Source organism: Kitasatospora herbaricolor, from assembly GCF_030813695.1.
Taxonomy (GTDB): Bacteria; Actinomycetota; Actinomycetes; order Streptomycetales; family Streptomycetaceae; genus Kitasatospora; species Kitasatospora herbaricolor.
Window position 1 is genome coordinate 2,392,199 of record NZ_JAUSVA010000002.1, and the last position, 20,955, is coordinate 2,413,153.

Here is a 20,955-nt window from a genome sequence, read left to right on the forward strand (position 1 = left end):
CGCCCGGGGTGGATCTACGGGCCCCCGGCCGTCGGCGGCGGTCCCGGCGCGGGCCGTCCGGGGGCCGCGCCGGAGCCCGTGCGGGGGCCGTCCGGGGGAGCTTGCGGGGGCTTCGCGGGCGGGCCGGCGGCGGGGGAGGCCGCGGCGGTGCGCACGGCGGTAACCTTCGGAGCGTGGGAAAGTCCCCGGCGTCTCACATCGCGAAACCATTACGTCCATTATTTGGACGTTAGTGGACCGAGAACCGCCATGCGTGCGAATCTCTTGCCATGCCTAGCGCCGGAACCACCCTGGTTGGTCGACTCCACGTCGATCTCCTTCGCGTGTCCAGCGCCATCTGTCCGGTGACCTGAGCCCACCCCGCCGCCACCACCGCACCCGGCGCCAATCCTCGTCATCCTCGCTGAAGCGGATGCGCGGGCGCCCACCCGGCCTCGGTCACTGTTCCTGGTCCGGTACGTCACCACGTGCCGGACCGCAGGTCACAGCAGCGCCGCACCGGAGCAACGCCCAGCGCCTCCCCCCAGCGTCAGAGCCACCTGCCCGTAAGGACTTCACCATGGCCACCACTCCCGACCCGGTCGAGCCCCAGGAAGCGAGCGCCCCCGCGCGCCGCCCCGCCGCCGCCCGCAAGGTGACCCGCCACCGCGGCGAGGGTCAGTGGGCCATGGGGCACTTCACCCCGCTGAACGCCAACGAGCAGTTCAAGAAGGACGACGACGGTCTCAACGTGCGGACACGCATTGAGACGATCTACGCCAAGCGGGGCTTCGACTCGATCGACCCGGCCGACCTGCGGGGCCGGATGCGCTGGTGGGGTCTGTACACCCAGCGCAAGGAGGGCATCGACGGCGGCAAGACCGCGATCCTCGACCCGCACGAGCTGGACGCCGAGTACTTCATGCTCCGGGTCCGGATCGACGGCGGCCGCCTCACGGTGGCCCAGCTGAAGGCGATCGCCGAGGTCTCCGAGCAGTACGGCCGCAACACCGCCGACCTGACCGACCGGCAGAACGTCCAGTACCACTGGATCCGGATCGAGGACATGCCGGCGATCTGGCAGAAGCTGGAGGCCGTCGGCCTCTCCACCACCGAGGCCTGCGGTGACACCCCGCGCGTCATCCTCGGCTCCCCGGTGGCCGGCATCGCCGAGGACGAGATCATCGACGGCACCCCGGCCGTCGACGAGATCCAGCGGCGTTTCATCGGCAACCCGGAGTTCTCCAACCTGCCGCGCAAGTTCAAGTCGGCGGTCTCCGGCTCGCCGCTGCTGGACGTCGCCCACGAGATCAACGACATCGCCTTCGTCGGCGTCGTCCACCCCGAGCACGGCCCCGGCTTCGACCTCTGGGTCGGCGGCGGCCTCTCCACCAACCCCAAGCTCGGCGTGCGCCTCGGCGCCTGGGTCCCGCTGGAGGAGGTCGCGGACGTCTACGGCGGCGTCATCGGCATCTTCCGCGACTACGGCTACCGTCGCCTGCGCAACCGCGCCCGGTTGAAGTTCCTGGTCGCCGACTGGGGCAAGGACAAGTTCCGCCAGGTGCTGGAGGACGAGTACCTCAAGTACAAGCTGGTCGACGGCCCCGCGCCGAAGGAGCCGAGCGGCACCTGGCGCGACCACGTCGGCGTGCACCGCCAGCGGGACGGCCGGTTCTACGTCGGCTTCGCGCCGCGGGTCGGCCGCGTCGACGGCAAGCTGCTCGGGCAGATCGCCGACCTGGCCGCCGCCCACGGCTCGGACCGCCTGCGCACCACCGCCGAGCAGAAGATGATCGTCCTCGACGTCGCCGAGGACCGGGTCGAGTCGCTGGTGGCCGGCCTGGAGGCACTGGACCTGCGGGTCACCCCCTCGCCGTTCCGCCGCGGCACGATGGCCTGCACCGGCATCGAGTACTGCAAGCTCGCGATCGTCGAGACCAAGGAGCGCGGCCGCACGCTCATCGACGAGCTGGAGAAGCGCCTGCCGGAGTTCGCCGAGCCGCTGACCATCAACATCAACGGCTGCCCGAACGCCTGCGCCCGCATCCAGGTCGCCGACATCGGCCTCAAGGGCCAGCTCGTCACCGACGAGAACGGCGAGCAGGTCGAGGGCTACCAGGTGCACCTGGGCGGCGCGCTGGGCCTGGAGGCCGGGTTCGGCCGCAAGGTCCGCGGCCTGAAGGTCACCAAGGACGGCCTGCCGGACTACGTGGAGCGGGTCCTGACGCGCTTCCAGGCCGAGCGCACCGAGGGCGAGCGGTTCGCCCAGTGGACCGCCCGGGCGTCCGAGGAGGCACTGTCGTGAGCGAGCGCGCCGCACCCTTCCACTGCCCGTACTGCGGGGACGAGGACCTGCGCCCCTCCGCCGAGGGCGGGCACGGGGCCTGGGAGTGCGCGAGCTGCCGCCGGGCGTTCCAGCTGAAGTTCCTCGGCCTGCTGTCGCCGTCGAACACCGGCGGCCGGAGCACACCTGCGAACGGGGGGAACCAGGATGACCAGCACGGTTGATCACGAGGCGATAGCCACCGCGGCCGGCCGCGACCTGGAGGAGGCGTCCGCACAGGACGTCCTGCGCTGGGCCGCCGAGACCTTCGGCAAACGCTTCTGCGTCACCTCCTCCATGGAGGACGCGGTCGTGGCCCACCTCGCCTCCTCGGTCTTCCCCGGCGTGGACGTGGTCTTCCTGGACACCGGCTACCACTTCGCCGAGACCATCGGCACCCGGGACGCGGTGGCGGCGGTGATGCCGGTCAACGTCATCACGCTGACGCCGCTGCAGAGCGTGGCCGAGCAGGACGCCCGGTACGGGCCGAACCTGCACGACCGCGACCCGGACCTCTGCTGCTCGCTGCGCAAGGTCGAGCCGCTGAACCGCGGCCTCGGCGGCTACGACGCCTGGGCCACCGGGCTGCGCCGCGACGAGTCCCCGACCCGCGCCAACACCCCGGTGGTGTCCTGGGACCCCAAGCGCCGCAAGGTCAAGATCGCCCCGATCGCGCGCTGGACGCAGGAGGACGTGGACGCCTACGTCGCCGCCAACGGCGTCCTGCTCAACCCGCTGCTGTGGGAGGGCTACACCTCGGTCGGCTGCTCGCCGCTGTCGTGCACCCGCAAGCCCGTCGAGGGCGAGGAGGCCCGCGCCGGCCGCTGGGCCGGCTCCGGCAAGACCGAGTGCGGCATCCACCTCTGACCCCGCCCCGCCAACCCGTACCTCCAGGAGATCTCACCGTGACCACAGACACACCGGCAGTCGACGGAGCCGCAGAGGCGGCCCGAACGGCCGCCCCCTGCGAGCGCGGCGCCACGGTGTGGCTGACCGGGCTGCCCAGCGCGGGCAAGACCACCCTCGCCTTCGCCCTCGCCGAGCGCCTGCGCGCCGAGGGCCACAAGGTGGAGGTCCTGGACGGTGACGAGATCCGCGAATTCCTCTCCAAGGGCCTGGGGTTCAGCCAGGAGGACCGGCACACCAACGTGACCCGGATCGGCTTCGTCGCCGAGAAGCTCGCCGCGAACGGCGTCAAGGTGCTGGCCCCGGTCATCGCCCCCTACGCCGCCTCGCGCGCCGCCGTCCGCGAGCGGCACGGCGAGCACGGCACCGAGTTCCTGGAGATCCACGTCGCCACCCCGGTCGAGGTCTGCTCGGAGCGCGACGTCAAGGGCCTGTACGCCAAGCAGGCGGCCGGCGAGATCTCCGGCCTGACCGGCGTGGACGACCCGTACGAGGCCCCGGAGAGCCCGGAGCTGCGACTGCAGACGCACGGCCGCGCCGTCGCCGAGTCCGCGGCCGAACTGCACACCTTCCTGACCACGAGGGGACTGGCATGACGACCGCGACCCACACCCTGCTGGATGCCGCCGAGAACCCCTACGCGCTGTCGCACCTGGACGCGCTGGAGGCGGAGTCGGTGCACATCTTCCGCGAGGTGGCCGGCGAGTTCGAGCGCCCGGTGATCCTCTTCTCGGGCGGCAAGGACTCCATCGTCATGCTGCACCTGGCGCTGAAGGCCTTCTGGCCCGCGCCGGTGCCGTTCGCCCTGCTGCACGTCGACACGGGCCACAACTTCCCCGAGGTGCTGGACTACCGCGACCGCGCGGTGGCCCGGCACAACCTGCGGCTGCACGTCGCGCACGTGCAGGACTTCATCGACGACGGCCGGCTGCGCGAGCGCCCGGACGGCCTGCGCAACCCGCTGCAGACCGTCCCGCTGCTGGACGGCATCGAGCAGGGCAAGTTCGACGCCGTCTTCGGCGGCGGCCGCCGCGACGAGGAGAAGGCCCGCGCCAAGGAGCGCGTCTTCTCCCTGCGCGACGAGTTCGGCGCCTGGGACCCGCGCCGCCAGCGCCCCGAGCTCTGGAGCCTCTACAACGGCAAGCACGCGGTCGGCGAGCACGTGCGCGTCTTCCCGCTCTCCAACTGGACCGAGCTGGACGTCTGGCAGTACATCGAGCGGGAGAAGATCGAACTCCCCGAGATCTACTACGCCCACGAGCGCGAGGTCTTCTCCCGCAACGGCATGTGGCTCACCGCCGGCGAGTGGGGCGGCCCCAAGGAGACCGAGACCGTGGAGCGGCGCCTGGTGCGCTACCGCACCGTCGGTGACATGTCCTGCACCGGCGCGGTCGACTCGGACGCGGCCACCATCGGCGACGTGATCGCCGAGATCGCGGCCAGCCGGCTGACCGAGCGAGGAGCGACCCGGGCGGACGACAAGGTGTCCGAGGCCGCCATGGAAGACCGTAAGCGCGAGGGGTACTTCTAACCATGCCGACCGATCTGCACAACGACCAGGCCCCCTCCGAGAACCCGTTCGGCGAGGAGGCCACGGCCACCGCGCTGCTGCGCTTCGCCACCGCGGGCTCCGTCGACGACGGCAAGTCCACCCTGGTGGGCCGGCTGCTGCACGACTCCAAGTCCGTGCTGGCCGACCAACTGGAGGCCGTCGAGCGGGTCTCGCTCAGCCGCGGCCAGGAGGCTCCGGACCTGGCGCTGCTCACCGACGGCCTGCGCGCCGAGCGCGAGCAGGGCATCACCATCGACGTCGCGTACCGCTACTTCGCCACCCCGCGCCGGCGGTTCATCCTCGCCGACACCCCGGGCCACGTGCAGTACACCCGCAACATGGTGACCGGCGCCTCCACCGCCGAACTCGCCGTCGTGCTGGTCGACGCCCGCAACGGCGTGGTCGAGCAGACCCGCCGGCACGCCGCCGTGGCCGCGCTGCTTCGGGTGCCGCACGTGGTGCTGGCCGTCAACAAGATGGACCTGGTCGAGTACGCGGAGCCGGTCTTCGCGGCCATCGCGAAGGAGTTCACCGCGTACGCCGCCTCGCTGGGCGTCGAGGACGTGGTGGCGGTGCCGATCTCGGCCCTGGCCGGCGACAACGTGGTCGAGCCGTCCGCGCACATGGACTGGTACGGCGGCCCGACGCTGCTGGAGCACCTGGAGACCGTGCCGGTCGGCAGCGACCCGAGCGAGGAGCCGGCCCGGTTCCCCGTCCAGTACGTGATCCGCCCGCAGAGCGCCGACTTCCCCGACTACCGCGGCTACGCCGGCCAGCTCGCCTCCGGCGTGCTGCGCACCGGCGACACCGTCACCGTCCTGCCGTCGGGCCACGTCACCACGGTGGCCGGCATCGACGCGCTCGGCAGGGAGACGGACATCGCCTGGGCCCCCCAGTCGGTCACCGTCCGCCTGGCCGAGGACATCGACGTCTCGCGCGGCGACCTGATCGCGGCCGGCCGCGTCCCGACGCCCACCAAGGACGTCGCGGCGACCGTCTGCCACCTGCACGAGCGCCCGCTGCGGGCCGGGGACAAGGTGCTGCTCAAGCACACCACCCGGACGGTGCGCGCGCTGGTCAAGGAGATCAGCTACCGGATCGACATCGACTCCCTCGAACAGCGCTCCGGCGCCGAGGGCCTGTCGGTCAACGACATCGGCCACGTGGTGCTGCGCACCGCCGAGCCGCTGTCGCTCGACGACTACACCGACAACCGCCGGACCGGGTCCTTCCTGCTGATCGACCCGGCCGACGGCACCACCCTCACCGCCGGCATGGCGGGCGAGGCCTTCGACACGGTCGCGCTGGAAGCGACGGACGAGGAGGACTGGGTCTGATGCCCCACGAGGCGTTCTCGGGCATGGACAAGGAAGGCGGCCGCATCGGCAGCGGCGTCCTCGGCAGCGGCCAGGGCGGACTGACGCGATGTGTGGGCGGACAGGGGCTCTGATCCCCTGTCACCGGGCCGCCGCCCCTGTGCCGTCCCACAGTTGGCACAGCAGCCGCAGCCCGGCTTGCCCGGCATCACGATGCCGCGAGCGACACCCCAGCTTCCGTACCAGGGACGTCAGTCGACGGCCCGTCCATGAACAGGACGACTTCGCATGGCTTCGAACCAGTTCCCCCATAATGCTGCCCGCACCCCCGCCGGCCGGATCAGACGGTCCGCCGTGGCGGTCGTCGCCGGCCTCACCGCCGTCACCCTGCTGACCGCTTGCGGCTACGGCTCGAAGAGCACCGACAACAAGGCGGCCGGCTCGCCGGCGGCGGCCTCCCCCTCGGGTGACGTCAAGCTGTCCACCGACACGGTCAAGATCGGCTACTTCGCCAACCTGACCCACGGCACCCCGCTGGTCGGCCTGAAGGAAGGCATCTTCCAGAAGGAGCTGGGCACCACCCAGATCAAGCCGCAGATCTTCAACGCCGGCCCGGCGGAGATCGAGGCGCTGAACGCCGGCTCGATCGACATCGGCTGGATCGGCCCCTCCCCGGCGATCAACGGCTTCACCAAGTCGGACGGCAAGTCGCTGAAGATCATCAGCGGTTCGGCCTCCGGCGGCGTCAAGCTGGTCGTCAACCCGGACAAGGTCACCTCGCTGGAGGACCTCAAGGGCAAGAAGATCGCCACCCCGCAGCTGGGCAACACCCAGGACGTGGCGCTCCTCAACTACCTGTCCACCAAGGGCTTCAAGGTCGACGCCAACACCGGCGCCGGCGACGTCTCGGTCGTCCGCACCGACAACAAGGTCACCCCGGACGCCTACAAGTCCGGTGCGATCGACGGTGCCTGGGTGCCCGAGCCGACCGCCTCCAAGCTGGTCACCCTCGGTGCGAAGGTCCTGCTGAACGAGAAGTCGCTCTGGCCGGACAACAAGTTCGTGATCACCAACATCATCGTGTCCCAGAAGTTCCTCAAGGAGCACCCGGACGTGGTGGAGGCCGTGCTGCGCGGCTCGGTGAACACCAACGCCTTCATCAAGGCCAACCCGGACAAGGCCAAGGCCTCCGCCAACGCGGCCATCAAGGAGGCCGCGGGCAACGCGCTGGAGCCCGCCGTGCTCGACCCGGCCTGGCAGGACATCGACTTCCTGGACGACCCGCTGGCCGGGACCCTGCAGTCGGAGGCCGACCACGCGGTGACCGCGGGTCTGCTCAAGAAGCCCGACCTGAACGGGATCTACGACCTGACCCTGCTCAACAAGGTGCTCAAGGCCGCCGGTCAGAGCGCCGTGGCGGACGCCGGGCTCGGCACCAAGTAGCCGGTACGCCGCGGCCGGCCCGGCGCCGGCCGCGGCACCCCGCAGCGCGACCCGCACAAGCTCCGCGGTCCGGAACCCCGCCCACCCGGTCGATGCCCAGTCACAGGGCCGGGCGGGGCCGGACCCCGGCTCCCACTTCGCCAGTCCGCCAGTCCACTCATGCAGGAGGTGCCCGGATGAGCCCGGCACTGACCACCTCGGAAGACGCCCCCGGCGCCGGGGTCCTGGACGGCTCCCCCGCCGTCCGGATCTCGCACGTCCACAAGTCCTTCGGCCGCCCCGGCGCCGCGACCCACGTGCTGGACGACATCACCCTCGACGTCGCCCCCGGCGAGTTCGTCACGCTGCTCGGCGCCTCGGGCTGCGGCAAGTCCACCCTGCTCAACCTGGTCGCCGGCCTCGACAAGCCCTCCTCGGGCACCATCGAGGTCCCCGGCGGGCGCCCCTCGCTGATGTTCCAGGAGCACGCGCTGTTCCCCTGGCTCACGGCCGGCAAGAACATCGAACTCGCGCTGCGGCTCAACGGCGTGGCCCGCCCCGAGCGCCGCCCCGAGGCCGAGCGGCTGCTGGAGCTGGTCCGGCTCAAGGGCTCCTACGGAAAGCGCGTGCACGAGCTCTCCGGCGGCATGCGCCAGCGCGTCGCGATGGCCCGCGCGCTCGCCCAGGGCAGCTCGGTGCTGCTGATGGACGAGCCGTTCGCCGCCCTGGACGCGATCACCCGGGACGTCCTGCACGACGAGATCACCCGGATCTGGGCCGAGCAGAAGCTCACCGTCCTGTTCGTCACCCACAACGTGCGCGAGGCCGTCCGGCTGGCCCAGCGCGTGGTGCTGCTCTCCTCCCGCCCCGGCCGGGTCGCCCGTGAGTGGCGGATCGACCTGCCGCAGCCGCGCCGCATCGAGTCCGCCGGCGTCGCGGACCTGTCCATCGAGATCACCGAAGAACTGCGTGGGGAGATCCGCCGCCATGGCCAGCACTGACACCGCCCCCGGCATCGTCAAGGACCAGGCGCCGGACTCCGCCAGCGTCGAGGCCGGCCTCGACGCCCTGGAGACCGTCGCCGCCCCCGGCCAGTCCTTCGCCCAGACGCTGCGGCAGAAGGCCCTCCCGCCGCTGCTCGGCGTGCTCCTGGTGCTCGCCCTCTGGCAGGGCGCGTACAGCCTGGAGCTGACCAGCTCCTACAAGCTCCCGAGCCCGGCCGACGTCTGGGCCGCCGCCGAGGACCTCTGGAGCGCCGGCACCCTCTTCGAGATCATCTGGACCAGCGTCTGGCGGGGCCTGTCCGGCTTCGTCATCGCCGTCGTCATCGGCACCCCGATCGGCCTGCTGGTCGCCCAGGTCAAGCCGGTCCGGGCGGCCGTCGGCCCGATCCTGTCCGGCCTGCAGTCGCTGCCGTCCGTCGCATGGGTGCCCGCCGCGGTGATCTGGCTCGGCATCAACAACCAGATGATGTACGCCGTCATCCTGCTGGGCGCCGTCCCGTCCATCGCCAACGGCCTGGTGGCCGGCATCGACCAGGTGCCGCCGCTGTTCCTGCGGGCCGGCCGCACCCTCGGCGCCAGCGGCCTCAGCAACGCCCGGCACGTGCTGCTCCCCGGCGCGCTCCCCGGCTACCTGGCCGGCCTCAAGCAGGGCTGGGCCTTCTCCTGGCGCTCGCTGATGGCCGCCGAGCTGGTCGCCAGCTCGCCCGACCTCGGGCAGGGCCTCGGCCGCTACCTGGAGAACCAGCGCGAGTTCTCCGAGATGGCCGGTGTGCTGCTCGGCATCATCCTGATCCTGTTCGTCGGCATCGCCATCGAGCTGCTCGTGTTCGCCCCGATCGAGCGCCGGGTGCTGCGCAACCGCGGCCTGCTGGCCGCCGCCCGGTAAGGTCGGATCCATGGTCTCCGGCCGGCTGCCCGCTGCTCCGCCAGCGGGCAGCCCTGCCCTCCTGCTGATCGCCCACGGCAGCCGGGACGCCAGGCACGCCGCCACAGTGGAGGCCCTGGTCCGGCGGATCCGCGCGCTGCGCCCCGCCCTGGACGTCGCCACCGCCTACCTGGAGTTCTGCGCACCGCGCCTCCCCCAGGTCACCGAGCGGCTGGCCGGCGCCCCGGCCGTGGCCGTACCGCTGCTGCTCAACCGGGCCTACCACGCCAAGACGGACATCCCGGCCGCGCTGCGGGCGTCCGGCGCCGACCTCCCGCTCGCGGACGTCCTCGGCCCGTCCCCACGGCTGCTCGCCGCCCTGGAACGCCGGCTCGCCGAGGCCGGGCTGGACGTGGCCTCGGACGCCGTCCGGGCCCGCACCGGCATCGTGCTGGCCGCGGCCGGCTCCTCCGACCCGGCCGCCGGCCGGGTCACCCGGGCCCTGGCCGCCGAATGGCGCCGCACCCGGGGCTGGGCCGGGGTGGAGGTCGCGTACGCGGCCACGGCCGCCACCGGCCACCGGGTGCCCGGGGCCGTCGCCTCGCTGCGCGAAGCCGGCGCCGAGCGGGTCGCGGTCGCCCCGTACCTGCTCGCCCCAGGGCTGCTTCCGGACCGCATCGCGGCGGCCGCCGGGGACGCGGACCTCGTCGCCGATGTGCTCGGCGACGCGCCGGAGATCGCCCGGCTGCTGCTGGACCGGTACGACGAGGCCCGGACCGGTGCCCGCGGCGGCGTCGGACAGGGCCTTCGCCGGGGGGCCTGAGCACCGCGGCGCACAGGCCGGGACGTGCGGACCGGTCGTCGTGCATCGACGCCCCGACCCTCACCCCTCGGCCAGCAGCCGGGCGAGCGGCGTGCGCGCCAGTACCAGCGCCCCCGCCAGGATCGCCAGCGCACCGGCGATCTCCGGCAGCAGCCACCACCCGGTCCGCACCGTCTCCTCGTACAGGGTGACCCCGAGCGCCAGGCTCACCAGCGCGTCGGTGAGCGTCAACGCCGGCTGCGAGGCCACCAGCGGGCCGGACTGCATCGCGTTCTCCAGCAGGAACACCGCGCCGGCGCCCGCCAGCGCGAAGCCGTAGGTCTGCCAGGCCCCGAAGAACCCGGCGATCCCCTCGCTCTGCCAGGCGTGCGTGGCGGCCTTCATCAGCGCCGCCGTCAGCGCGTTCCCGATCGCCGCGCCCGCCGCCAGCGAGGCCGCCCGCAGCCGCCCGGGCGGGTGCCGCCGGGCCACGACCACCAGCAGCGCCACCGCCCCCACGCAGCAGCCGGTGGCCACCGCCCAGCGCCCGCCCGGCGGATGCGTGATGCCGCCCTGCGGGTCGGCGGCGGCCAGTGCCACCCCGAGGCCGCCCACCACCGCCAACACCGCCAGCCAGCTGTCCCGGGTCAGCCGCCGCCCGAGCACGAAGCCGGCGATCAGCATCGCCATCGGCAGCTCCAGCACGAACAACGGCTGCACCAGGGAGAGCGCGCCCTCGGACAGCGCCAGCGCCTGGAAGCAGGCGGCCAGCACGATCGCCCCGAACCCGGCCAGCCACACCGGCCGGTGCAGCAGTTCGACGATCAGCCGCAGCCGGAACCCGGCGGAGAGCGGCACCGTGCCGGCCGCCTTGCGCTGCAGCACGGTGGCCGTCGCGTTGCTGGCGGCGCCGAGCAGGGCGAACAGCACGGCCCACACGCTCTGCACAGACCACTCCGCTCCGCCGGCCTCCCGCACCTGCCGGTCAGCCTGCCATCCGGGCCGGCCCGCGCGGCCGCCGTCCGGGCCGGTGCCCCCGACCGTCACCCGGGCGGCGGTACCGGGGGCCGGCCCGGGCGACGGGCGGTCAGATCCGCCGCAGCGTGAAGCTGTCGCTCAGGGTGCCCGCGAAGAGCAGGTCCATCCGGCCGGAGAGCTGGTAGAAGCCGCCGTCCGGGCCGGCCGTCACGGCGGTCGGCGCCGGGTCCGCCGACGGGTGGACGGCGACCGCCCGGGCGGTCCGCCAGCCGTCGGCGGACCGCAGCTCCAGCTGGGCGTCCCGGCCCGGTGCGCCCAGGCCGTTGGTGACGCCCAGTACGGCGCCGCCTCGGCCGGCCAGCAGGCCGTCGAGCCCGGCCAGTGCCCCGGGCGCCCCCGCCGCCCCGGTCAGCCGGACCTGCCGCAGCTGCGCCGGACGGCCGACCGGGACCCGCCACAGCGTGCCGTCGTCGTACTTGCCGAGCAGCAGCGCGCCGTCCTGGTAGACGATGCCGTTCAGCCCGTACCCGTCGGGCGCCGCCCGCAGCCGCTCGTCCCGCAGCAGGACGGAGGCCCGGCCGTCCACCCCGACCCGGTACACGATCGGCGCGCGGGAGTCGGTGACGTACGCGGTGCCGTCCGGGCCGAAGGCGATGTCGTTGGCGAAGTGCGGACCGCCGTCGCCGGCCACCGCGGCGAGGTCCGCGTAGAAGATCCGACGGCCGGTCTCCAGGTCGTACGCGCCGATCCCGGCCAGCCGGCCGGTGGTGGCGGCGGAACTGCGCAGGCCGACCCCGTTGTCGCCGTTGGCGAGCAGGACCCGGCCCCGGGCGGCGTCCGCGTGCAGGCCGATCACCGACACGATCGTCCCCGGGTCGTCGACCAGGGTCCGGACGCTCCCGTCGGGCCGGACGGCGGAGACAGTACCGTGGCGCAGGGAACCGACCAGGAACCGGCGGTGCGCCTGGTCCCAGGTCGCGCCCTCGGGGTGCAGGGACGGGGCGTGACCGTCGACGACGGCCGGGTGGCGGCTCGCGCCGTGCTGGACGCCGGACGCCTTCGCGGCGGTCGCCGCGTCCGCGGCCGGGGCCGCGGCCGCGGTGAGCAGGGCGGTGGTGGCGACGGCCACCAGGACGCGGCGGAACTGACGCCTCATCGGGTACTCCCTCTGGTACGGGTCATCAACGTGCTGACGTGGCAAGCCTCGTGGCAGCCGCGGCGGCCCGGCAGTGCGTGGCGATACTGGTAGTACGGCTACCAGGGACGGGAAGACGGGGGCGGACCATGAAGACGGCCGGAACAGCACGGCGGACGGCACTGTCGAACTTCCTGCGCAGCCGGCGGGCCCGGCTGACGCCCGAGGACGTGGGCATGGCGCCGGGCCTGCGCCGCCGTACCCCGGGGCTGCGGCGGGAGGAGCTGGCGGTGCTCGCCGGCGTCGGGGTGACCTGGTACACCTGGCTGGAGCAGGGGCGCGCCATCAACCCCTCCCCCGAGGTGCTGGCGAGCCTGGCCCGCACCCTGCGCCTCGACCAGGCCGAGACGGAGTACCTGTTCCGGCTGGCGGGCAGTCACGCGCTGCCGGCCGAGGGCCCGGTGCCCGAGCGGGTTCCCGGCGCCCTGCTGCGCCTGCTGGAGGCGCAGTCGCCGTCCCCCGCCTTCCTGATCGACGCCGACTGGGACGTCCGTGCCTGGAACCCGCAGGCTGACGCGCTGTTCGAGTTCTCCCGGTGGCCGGCCGGGGAGTGCAATCTCGGCTGGGTGGTGTTCGCCGACCACGCGCACCGGGCGCGGACGGTCGACTGGGAGCGCCATGCCCGGCGGATCCTGGCGCAGCTGCGGGCCGCCTACGGCGAGCGGGGCGGCGACGGCTCGCCCGGGGCGCGGCGGCTGGCGGCGCTGATCGCACGGTTGCGGGCCGGGTTCCCGGAGGCGGACCGCTGGCTGGACGAGCACCAGGTGCAGGAGCGCTCGGGCACCGAGAAGGACCTGCGGCACGAGGTGCTGGGCCTGCTGCGGATCGACCAGGTGGTACTGCGGGCGCAGGGCGAGCCGCAGCTGGAGCTGGTGGTGTTGGCACCGCGGGACGAGGAGACGGCGGAGCGGCTGCGGCGGCTGGCGCCGGGCGGCCGGCGGCGGCCGGACCGGGGATCGGCGACGGGCCCGGAGCCGGGCGCCGGGCCGACGCCGGAGCGGGCGCAGGCCTGAGGGTCACCGCCGGGCACGCCCCGGCCCGCCGGGGTCGCGGAACGCCGAAGCGGGCACCCCCGGAGGAGGTGCCCGCTTCGGATGCCCGCCGGACGGGCCGGGGGCGGTGCGTCAGTTGGCCTGGCGGCGCTGGCGGCCGGTGCCGTAGTTGCCGCCGCTCTTGGAGCCGGAGCCGGGCTTGGAGCCACTGCTCGCCTTGCCGGAGAAGCCGGCCGCGGTGTGGGTGGCGCCGCCGGTGGCGCCCATCCGCTGCTTGGGACGGCGACGGCGGGCGTTGCCGTTGATGTCGACGTCGGTCGGCAGCGAGGAGCGCGGGCCGGAGGTGCGGCGGCGCGGGGCGCTGGTGGTGCTCGCCGCCGGGGCCTGGCTGATCGGCACGGCCAGCGTGACCGCGACGCCGGACGGCGTCCGGGCGCCGGTGATCCGGGCCAGCTCGGCGTCGCCGGGGCGGACCTTGGTGGTGGTCGGGCGGATGCCGGCGGTGGTCATCAGCCGGGTGACCTCGCGGCGCTGCTCGGGCAGCACCAGGGTGACGACCGTGCCGGACTCGCCGGCCCGGGCGGTGCGGCCGCCGCGGTGCAGGTAGTCCTTGTGGTCGATCGGCGGGTCCACGTTGACGACCAGGTCGAGGCCGTCGATGTGGATGCCGCGGGCGGCGACGTTGGTGGCGATCAGCGCGGACACGTGGCCCTCGCGGAACTGGTCCAGGGTGCGGTTGCGCTGGGGCTGGGACTTGCCGCCGTGCAGGGCGGCGGCCTTCACACCGGTGGCCAGCAGCTGCTTGGCGAGGCGGTCGGCGCCGTGCTTGGTGTGCACGAACATGATCACCCGGCCCTCGCGGGAGGCGATGTGCGCGGTGGCCGAGGCCTTGTCGGCGGTGTCGATCTGCAGGACGTGGTGGTCCATGGTGGTCACCGCGCCGGCCGACGGGTCGACGGAGTGCGTCACCGGGTCGGTCAGGAAGCGGCGGACCAGGCGGTCCACGTTGCGGTCCAGGGTGGCGGAGAACAGCATCCGCTGCCCGCCCTCGGCGACCTGCTCCAGCAGCTTGGTGACCTGCGGCAGGAAGCCCATGTCGGCCATCTGGTCGGCCTCGTCCAGGACGGTGATGGCGACCTCGTCCAGCCGGACGTCCTGCCGGTTGATCAGGTCGTCGAGCCGGCCGGGGGTGGCGACCAGGACCTCGGCGCCGCGGCGCAGCGCGTTGGCCTGCCGGGTGATCGACATGCCGCCGACCACGGTGGCGATCCGCAGGTTCACGGCGGTCGCGTACGGGGTGAGGGCGTCGGTGACCTGCTGCGCGAGCTCGCGGGTCGGCACCAGCACCAGGGCCAGCGGGCGGCGCGCGTCGGCGCGCTTGCCGGCGGTGCGGGCGAGGATCGAGAGGCCGAAGGCCAGCGTCTTGCCGGAGCCGGTGCGGCCGCGGCCCAGCACGTCGCGGCCGGCGATCGCGTCCGGCAGGGTGGCGGACTGGATCGGGAAGGGCTCGGTGACGCCTTCGCGGGTCAGTGCCGAGAGCAGGCCCTTGGGCATCTCCAGCTCGGCGAAGGTCGCGGCCGGCGGGCGGGCCGGGGTGCCCTCGGGGATGGCGAAGTCGGCGGGCGCCTCGACGGCGCGCTCGCGGGGGGCGGCGCCGCGGCCGCGGCCCCGGCCACCGGTGGCGCCGGCGCTGCGCAGGCCGCCGGTGCTGGTGCCGCTGCGGCGCTGGGCGTCGCTGAAGCCGCCGCTGCTGCTGGCGTTGCCGCCGGTGCGGGGGCGGCCGCGGCCGGTCTGGCCCGCCGCGGCGCCCTGGGTGCGGCCGCCGGTGCTGCGGTTGCGCTGCGGGCGTGACTGATCGGTCATGTGGTGATTTTCCGTCCTGATACGGCCGACGGCCACGGCTGTGCCGTGCTGGCGGACCTTGGGGGTACCCCCGGCGGTGGCTGGGGGTAGGCCCCCAGCGGGGAGCTGGGGAAGGTCGGCCGTCAGGAGAGGAATGAACCACTGCCGCCCCGGCCGTTCGGCGGCATGCACGAGGGCCCGCACCGTGCGGTACGGGCCCTCGCTTCGCGACGTGAGTCAGCTGGGAAGCTGGACTCAGATGACGCGGATGTTCTCGGCCTGCGGGCCCTTCTGGCCCTGGGTGACGTCGAACTCGACCTTCTGGCCCTCGACCAGCTCACGGAAACCGTTCGCCTGGATGTTCGAGTAGTGGGCGAACACGTCAGCGCCGCCACCGTCCTGCTCGATGAAGCCGAAGCCCTTTTCGCTGTTGAACCACTTCACGGTGCCGGTAGCCATAACCGTCTCCTCATACTGGGGCATCAGGACCCACACCTCGTGGGCCCCAAAGTAGCCGCGATCCCCATCCGGAGACTGAAACACCGGACAAAACAAATGCGCCTGTTGGTTGGTACCAGCAGGCGCACATATACGTTCATGGGAACCAAAACTGCAACTGCGTCGACTGTAGCACGGCGAACACCGGAATGATCGAGTGATTTTTGCCGGACACGTCACGTTTGCGGCCCACGGCAGCAGGGCAGGCGGCGACCGCCGGAGCGGTCGCCGCGTGCCCTGTGACCTGGGACGCACCGGGCCGGGAGGATCCTCCCGGCCCGATGGGGGATCAGTGCCGGCCGGCCGGTTCCGGGGCGCCGGCGGCCTCGTCGAGCGCCACCGGGGCGTCGTGGCCCGCCACGTCGCCGTGACCGGGCCACCAGGCCGCCTTGCCCAGCAGCGCGGTCAGCGCCGGGGTGAAGAAGAGCGACATCACGAACGCCGCCAGCACGATGCCGAACGCGATCGAGAAGCCCATCTCGCTGAAGAGGGTGTTGCCCGCCAGCATCATGGTGGCGAAGGTCGCCGCCAGGATGAAGCCGGCCGCCGCGACGGTCGGACCGCCGTGCCGGATCGCCTCACCGGCCGCCTCGCGCGGGCTGCGGCCCTCGCGGGCCTCCTCCCGCAGGCGGGCGATCATCAGGATGTTGTAGTCGGTGCCGATCGCGACCACGAAGAGGTAGATGAAGATCGGCAGCATGAACATCAGACCGGGCTCGCCGGCGAAGTTCTGGAACACCAGCTTGGTCGCACCGAGGGTGGCACCGAACCCGAGGCCCACCGAGGCCATCAGGTACCAGGGGGCGACGACGCTGCGCAGCAGCAGGCCCAGGATCACCATGATCAGCAGTGCGGCGATCGGGAACACCAGCGAGTAGTCGTGCGCCATCGCGGTGTTGATGTCCTTGTAGACGGACGTGATGCCGCCGACGTACGCCTTGGTGCCGGCCGGCGCCTCCTCGTGCGCGGTGTCGCGCAGGCCGGCGATGGTGCTGATGGCCTGGTTGCTGGCCGGGCTGTCCTTGAGCAGCACGGTGAAGTTGGCCGTGCCGCCGTCCTTGCTGAGACCGTCCTGGGGCAGCGCGGCGGACGCGACGCCGTTCACGCCGCCGAGCTTGGCCGCGTAGGCGTCCAGGGTGGCGGTGTCGAGCTTGGCGCCGTCCTGGGTGACGGTCAGGTACACGTGGCTCGGGTCGGCGGCGCCGGCCGAGAACGCGGTCATCAGCTTGTCCTGGACGACCATCGACTCCTTGCTCTTCGGCATGGAGCTGCCGGCCAGGTCGAAGGTGCCCTTGTAGCCGACCACGGAGAGCGCCAGTGCCAGCATGACGACGCCGGAGCCCAGCGCGGCGATGCCCGGACGGCGGCTGACGGCCTTGCCGATGGCCGCGAAGCGGGCGCCCTTGGGCTCGCGCTGCCAGGCCTTGGAGGGCCAGAACAGCACCTTCTCCGGAATGAGGGAGAGGATCGCGGGCACCAGGGTGACCGAGGCCAGGGCGGTGACGGCGACCGCGATGGCCAGCGACGGGCCGAGCGCCTTGAAGAGGCCGAGGCTGGAGAGCACCAGGACGGCGAAGGCCACCACGACGGCGCCGGCGGCGGAGGCGATCGCCTCGCCGACCCGGCCGACCGCGTTGACCACGGCGGTCTTGCGGTCCTCGCCGGCCCGCAGCCGTTCGCGGTAGCGGAACATCAGGAAGAGGAAGTAGTCGGTGCCGACGCCGAACAGCACCACGATCAGGATCGCGGACATGGAGGCGTCGGACTTGAGTCCGAAGATCTTGCTCGCGTCCGCGATCAGGCCGTTGGCGACCATCGAGTAGACGAAGATCGACAGGATCGGCAGCAGCGCGATGATCGGGCTGCGGAAGATGATCCCGAGCGTGATCAGGATGATCACCACGGTGCCGCCGCCGATCAGGGCGTTGGCGAGCGCGGAGGAGTCCTTCTGGTCCAGGTTCATCGCGGACTGGCCGCCGACCTGGAACTTCAGCGGGGTGCCGGCGGTCAGCTCGGCGCCGCCGTCACGGAGCGCCTTGGCGGCTTCGCCGTACTCCTCGCTCTGCATCTTGGTCTTGTCGATGGCGACCATCGACAGCGCGTACTTGCCGTCCTTGGAGGTGGACTGCTGGCTCACCGGGATGATCTGCTCGACCAGCGCGATGTGCTTGTCGCCCAGCCCCTGGACCACCTTGTTCATGGTGGCCTGGTCGGCCGCGTCCAGCTTGCCGCCGTCGGTGCGCTCGAAGAGCAGCAGCGCGCCCGGGGTGAAGCTGGCGGGGAAGGCCCGCTCCTGGAGCTCCGAGGCCTGGATGGACTCGTAGTGCTTCGGCAGGAAGGCGGCCTCGTCGGTCTGCGCGGTCAACTTCGGCGCGGTGCCGATGATGGCGATGGCCGCGACCACCCAAGCCGCGATCACCCACCACGCTCGGGTGACCACGAATTGTCCGATTCGGTGGAACATGCTCGCTGTGCCTCCTGGGCATGGTCACCGCAGCCCAGGGGAACGGGACGCCGGGCGACGGCTGAGGACCGGCCGAGGAGCGGGGGTTCCGCTCGTTAGCCGGTCGGCAGGTAAGTGTCGTGAGGAACCATCCTACGAGCACTTGCTTGCCGCCCGGCAAGCAACCCCCCGCGGGTCCGCCCCCTCAGGGACGCCGACTGCGCCGCCCCGCACCATCCTCCCCCGGCCCCACCCCCGTTGACCTCGTGCTCCGGGTGGAGGCGCCTCCCCCTCAGGGTGGAGTCCGGCGCTGTCCCCAAGGAGGAGATCAGGGACGCGGGTAGGGAAAACCCCACCCCTCCCCCGAGGCGGACCCCCGGGGCGACTCCCCCGTCAGCCGGATACCGGCCCGCCCCCCGGCTTCCTAGATTCGATGACGACGCCGGACCGCACCCGGCACCAGACACCGGCGGCCCGCACCGCCGCGATCCCCGGGGGGACGTACCACCGTGACACCCAGATCAGGCCCCGACCGCCCGAGTCCCACTCGTCCCGCCCGCCCCCGCCCGCCGCGCCAGGGGCTCGCCGCCGCCATGGGCGCCTGGAGCGCCCGGCACCGCAGGAGCGCCGTCTTCGGCTGGCTGCTCTTCGTCGTCCTCGCCGCCTACCTCGGCGGGGTGCACGGCAGCACCCAGGTCACCGAGTCCGAATCCATGCCCGGCCAGGTCGCCCGCGCCGCGAAGATCCTCGACGAGGCCGGCATCAAGGCACCGGCCTCCGAGAGCGTGCTCGTCCAGAGCGCTTCGCTGACCGCCGACGACCCGGCCTTCCGCGCCGTCGTCGACCAGGTCCGGGCCGCCGTCACCGGCACCGGGAGGACCGCGGACCTGCGCTCCCCGTACGACACCCAGGCCTTCTCCGCCGACCGCCGCTCCGCCCTGGTCCAGTTCACCGTCACCGGCGACCGCGAGAAGGCCGTCGAGAACATCCCCGCCGTCCTGGACGCCGTGGCGAAGGTCCAGGCGCAGCACCGCGACCTCACCGTCGAGGAGCTCGGCGAGGCCAGCTCCGGCAAGTGGTTCGAGGACCAGTTCGCCGACGACTTCCAGCGCGCCGAGTGGACGGCCGTCCCGCTCGCCCTCGGCATCCTGCTGATCGCCTTCGGCGCCCTGGTCGCCGCCGTCCTGCCGGTGGTGCTCGCCCTCACCGCCTTCATCGCGGCCGGCGGCCTGGTCGCCCTCAGCAGCGGGCTGCTGCACACCAGCAACGACGCCAGCTCGGTGATGCTGCTGGTCGGCCTGGCCGTCGGCGTCGACTACTGCCTCTTCTACCTGCGCCGCGAACGCGAGGAGCGGGCCGCCGGGCACGACGCCGAGACCGCCCTGCGGATCGCCGCCGCCACCAGCGGCCGGGCCGTCCTGGTCTCCGGCGTCACCGTGGTCGTCGCGATGGCCGGCATGTTCCTCACCGGCATCGCCGACTTCCAGGCCATGTCCTACGCCACCATCGTCGTGGTGATCACCGCCGTGCTCGGCTCGCTCACCGTCCTGCCCGCCCTGCTCTCCATGCTCGGCGACCGGGTCGACAAGGGCAAGGTCCCGCTGCTGCACCGGCTGCGCCGGCCGGAGAGCGCCGCGACCGGCGGCCGGATCTGGAACGCCGTCCTCACCCCGGTGCTGCGCCGCCCGCTGGCCGCCACCGTCCTGGCCGGCGGCCTCCTCCTCGGCATCGCCGCCCCGCTGCTCACCATGCACACCGCCAACCTCACCTTCCAGCAGCAACTGCCCAAGGGCAACGCCCTGGTGGCCACCTCCGAGCGGATCCAGGCCGCCTTCCCCGGCAGCCCCTCCCCCGCCACCGTCGTGGTCAAGGCCACCGACATCGACTCCGCGGCGATCAGCGCCGCGATCGAGGACCTCAAGTCCAGGGCCCTGGCGAGCAACCGAATGCACGGCCCGGTCGACGTGACCCTGCACGCCGAGCAGAACATCGCCACCATCGACATCCCGCTGATGGGCTCCGGCAACGACAGCGCCAGCACCGAGGCCCTGCGCACCCTGCGCGAGGACATCATCCCGGCCACCCTGCTGAAGGTCCCCGGCACCGAGGCGCCGGTCACCGGCTCCACCGCCGGCTCGCACGACTTCAACGAGCAGATGACCGGCAGCATGCTGCCGGTGTTCGGGTTCGTGGTGGCCTTCGCCTTCCTGCTGATGCTCACCTCCTTCCGCTCGCTGGCCGTCGCCGTCACCGCCGTGGTGCTCAACCTGCTCTCGGTCGGCGCGGCGTACGGGGTGCTGACGCTGGTCTTCCAGCACGGCGTCGGCGCCTCGCTGCTCGGCACGGCCGGGGTCGGCGCGATCGACAGCTGGGTGCCGCTGTTCCTCTTCGTGATCCTCTTCGGACTCTCGATGGACTACCACGTCTTCGTGGTCTCCCGGATCAAGGAGGGCCACGACCGGGGCCTGTCCACCCAGGCCGCCATCGCCCACGGCATCCGTTCCACCGCCGGGGTCGTCACCAGCGCGGCGGTCATCATGGTCGCGGTGTTCGGGGTCTTCGGAACGCTCTCCATGCAGTCCATGAAGCAGATGGGCGTCGGCCTCGCGGTCGCCGTGCTGATCGACGCGACGATCATCCGCGGGGTGCTGCTGCCCGCCGTGATGAGCCTGCTCGGCGAGCGCAACTGGTACCTGCCGCGCTGGCTCGGCCGGCTCCCCGACTTCTCGCACACCGAGCCCGCCCCGCTCACCGACCGGGCCGCACCCGCGGCCCCGGCCGGGCCGGAGCCCGGGACGGACGGCGCCCGGCGCCGCCGGGTCGGTGTCTGACCCCTGT

18 protein-coding genes are annotated in these 20,955 nt (G+C 72.8%); 13 read left to right on the plus strand and 5 right to left on the minus strand.

The features are described 5' to 3' along the window. Positions 1-269: 269 nt before the first annotated feature. The 11 genes from J2S46_RS40820 (at position 270) to J2S46_RS10865 (ending at position 10,190) form a co-directional block, all read left to right on the plus strand. Entirely contained in the window at positions 270-353 is an 84-nt protein-coding gene (locus tag J2S46_RS40820; RefSeq protein ID WP_310593185.1) for a putative leader peptide, read from the plus strand. Between the two features lie 206 nt (positions 354-559). Next, positions 560-2,284: a nitrite/sulfite reductase gene (locus J2S46_RS10820; protein WP_191290412.1), complete on the plus strand. Its 1,725-nt coding sequence runs from the start codon at positions 560-562 to the stop codon at positions 2,282-2,284. Next, positions 2,281-2,487: a hypothetical protein gene (locus tag J2S46_RS10825; RefSeq protein WP_191290411.1), complete on the plus strand. Its 207-nt coding sequence runs from the start codon at positions 2,281-2,283 to the stop codon at positions 2,485-2,487. The genes J2S46_RS10820 and J2S46_RS10825 overlap by 4 nt, the downstream gene beginning before the upstream one ends. Then, complete coding sequence (locus tag J2S46_RS10830; protein WP_191290410.1) at positions 2,471-3,169, plus strand: phosphoadenylyl-sulfate reductase; 699 nt, start codon at positions 2,471-2,473, stop codon at positions 3,167-3,169. The genes J2S46_RS10825 and J2S46_RS10830 overlap by 17 nt, the downstream gene beginning before the upstream one ends. Before the next feature lie 38 nt (positions 3,170-3,207). Further along, the gene (gene cysC, locus J2S46_RS10835; RefSeq protein ID WP_073922046.1) at positions 3,208-3,804 is read left to right on the plus strand and encodes an adenylyl-sulfate kinase; all 597 of its coding nucleotides are present in this window, start codon (positions 3,208-3,210) and stop codon (positions 3,802-3,804) included. Next, a complete protein-coding gene (gene cysD / locus J2S46_RS10840; protein ID WP_191290409.1) occupies positions 3,801-4,739 on the plus strand; it encodes a sulfate adenylyltransferase subunit CysD in 939 nt (312 codons plus the stop codon). Before cysC ends, cysD begins: the two co-directional genes overlap by 4 nt. Positions 4,740-4,741: 2 nt before the next feature. Then, on the plus strand, positions 4,742-6,097 hold the full coding sequence (locus J2S46_RS10845; protein ID WP_191290408.1) for a sulfate adenylyltransferase subunit 1: 1,356 nt from the start codon (positions 4,742-4,744) through the stop codon (positions 6,095-6,097). 267 nt (positions 6,098-6,364) lie between these two features. Further along, positions 6,365-7,519, plus strand: a complete 1,155-nt coding sequence (locus J2S46_RS10850) for an aliphatic sulfonate ABC transporter substrate-binding protein (protein WP_191290407.1) — start codon at positions 6,365-6,367, stop codon at positions 7,517-7,519. Between the two features lie 176 nt (positions 7,520-7,695). Further along, the gene (locus J2S46_RS10855) at positions 7,696-8,499 is read left to right on the plus strand and encodes an ABC transporter ATP-binding protein (protein WP_073922040.1); all 804 of its coding nucleotides are present in this window, start codon (positions 7,696-7,698) and stop codon (positions 8,497-8,499) included. Further along, positions 8,486-9,388, plus strand: coding sequence for an ABC transporter permease (locus J2S46_RS10860; RefSeq protein WP_191290406.1), 903 nt, complete (start codon positions 8,486-8,488; stop codon positions 9,386-9,388). The genes J2S46_RS10855 and J2S46_RS10860 overlap by 14 nt, the downstream gene beginning before the upstream one ends. Positions 9,389-9,398: 10 nt before the next feature. After that, complete coding sequence (locus J2S46_RS10865; RefSeq protein ID WP_191290405.1) at positions 9,399-10,190, plus strand: sirohydrochlorin chelatase; 792 nt, start codon at positions 9,399-9,401, stop codon at positions 10,188-10,190. Between the two features lie 60 nt (positions 10,191-10,250). Here the strand turns inward: J2S46_RS10865 and J2S46_RS10870 are convergent, their stop codons facing one another. Both J2S46_RS10870 and J2S46_RS10875 read right to left on the minus strand, forming a co-directional pair. Continuing rightward, positions 10,251-11,117: a DMT family transporter gene (locus J2S46_RS10870; RefSeq protein WP_191290404.1), complete on the minus strand. Its 867-nt coding sequence runs from the start codon at positions 11,115-11,117 to the stop codon at positions 10,251-10,253. 139 nt (positions 11,118-11,256) lie between these two features. Further along, positions 11,257-12,303 (minus strand): gluconolaconase, encoded by a 1,047-nt coding sequence (locus tag J2S46_RS10875; protein WP_191290403.1) that lies wholly within the window; start codon positions 12,301-12,303, stop codon positions 11,257-11,259. Positions 12,304-12,431: 128 nt separating this feature from the next. Here J2S46_RS10875 and J2S46_RS10880 point away from each other — a divergent pair, with 128 nt between their 5' ends. After that, positions 12,432-13,355, plus strand: coding sequence for a helix-turn-helix transcriptional regulator (locus J2S46_RS10880; RefSeq protein WP_191290402.1), 924 nt, complete (start codon positions 12,432-12,434; stop codon positions 13,353-13,355). Between the two features lie 111 nt (positions 13,356-13,466). Here the strand turns inward: J2S46_RS10880 and J2S46_RS10885 are convergent, their stop codons facing one another. From J2S46_RS10885 to J2S46_RS10895, 3 genes are all read right to left on the minus strand, one after another. Beyond that, positions 13,467-15,197 (minus strand): DEAD/DEAH box helicase, encoded by a 1,731-nt coding sequence (locus J2S46_RS10885; protein WP_307349639.1) that lies wholly within the window; start codon positions 15,195-15,197, stop codon positions 13,467-13,469. Positions 15,198-15,431: 234 nt separating this feature from the next. Continuing rightward, positions 15,432-15,635, minus strand: coding sequence for a cold-shock protein (locus tag J2S46_RS10890; RefSeq protein WP_073922031.1), 204 nt, complete (start codon positions 15,633-15,635; stop codon positions 15,432-15,434). Between the two features lie 328 nt (positions 15,636-15,963). Beyond that, positions 15,964-18,138, minus strand: coding sequence for an MMPL family transporter (locus J2S46_RS10895; protein ID WP_191290400.1), 2,175 nt, complete (start codon positions 18,136-18,138; stop codon positions 15,964-15,966). Between the two features lie 572 nt (positions 18,139-18,710). Here J2S46_RS10895 and J2S46_RS10900 point away from each other — a divergent pair. After that, the gene (locus tag J2S46_RS10900; RefSeq protein ID WP_191290534.1) at positions 18,711-20,948 is read left to right on the plus strand and encodes an MMPL family transporter; all 2,238 of its coding nucleotides are present in this window, start codon (positions 18,711-18,713) and stop codon (positions 20,946-20,948) included. Positions 20,949-20,955 lie beyond the last annotated feature (7 nt).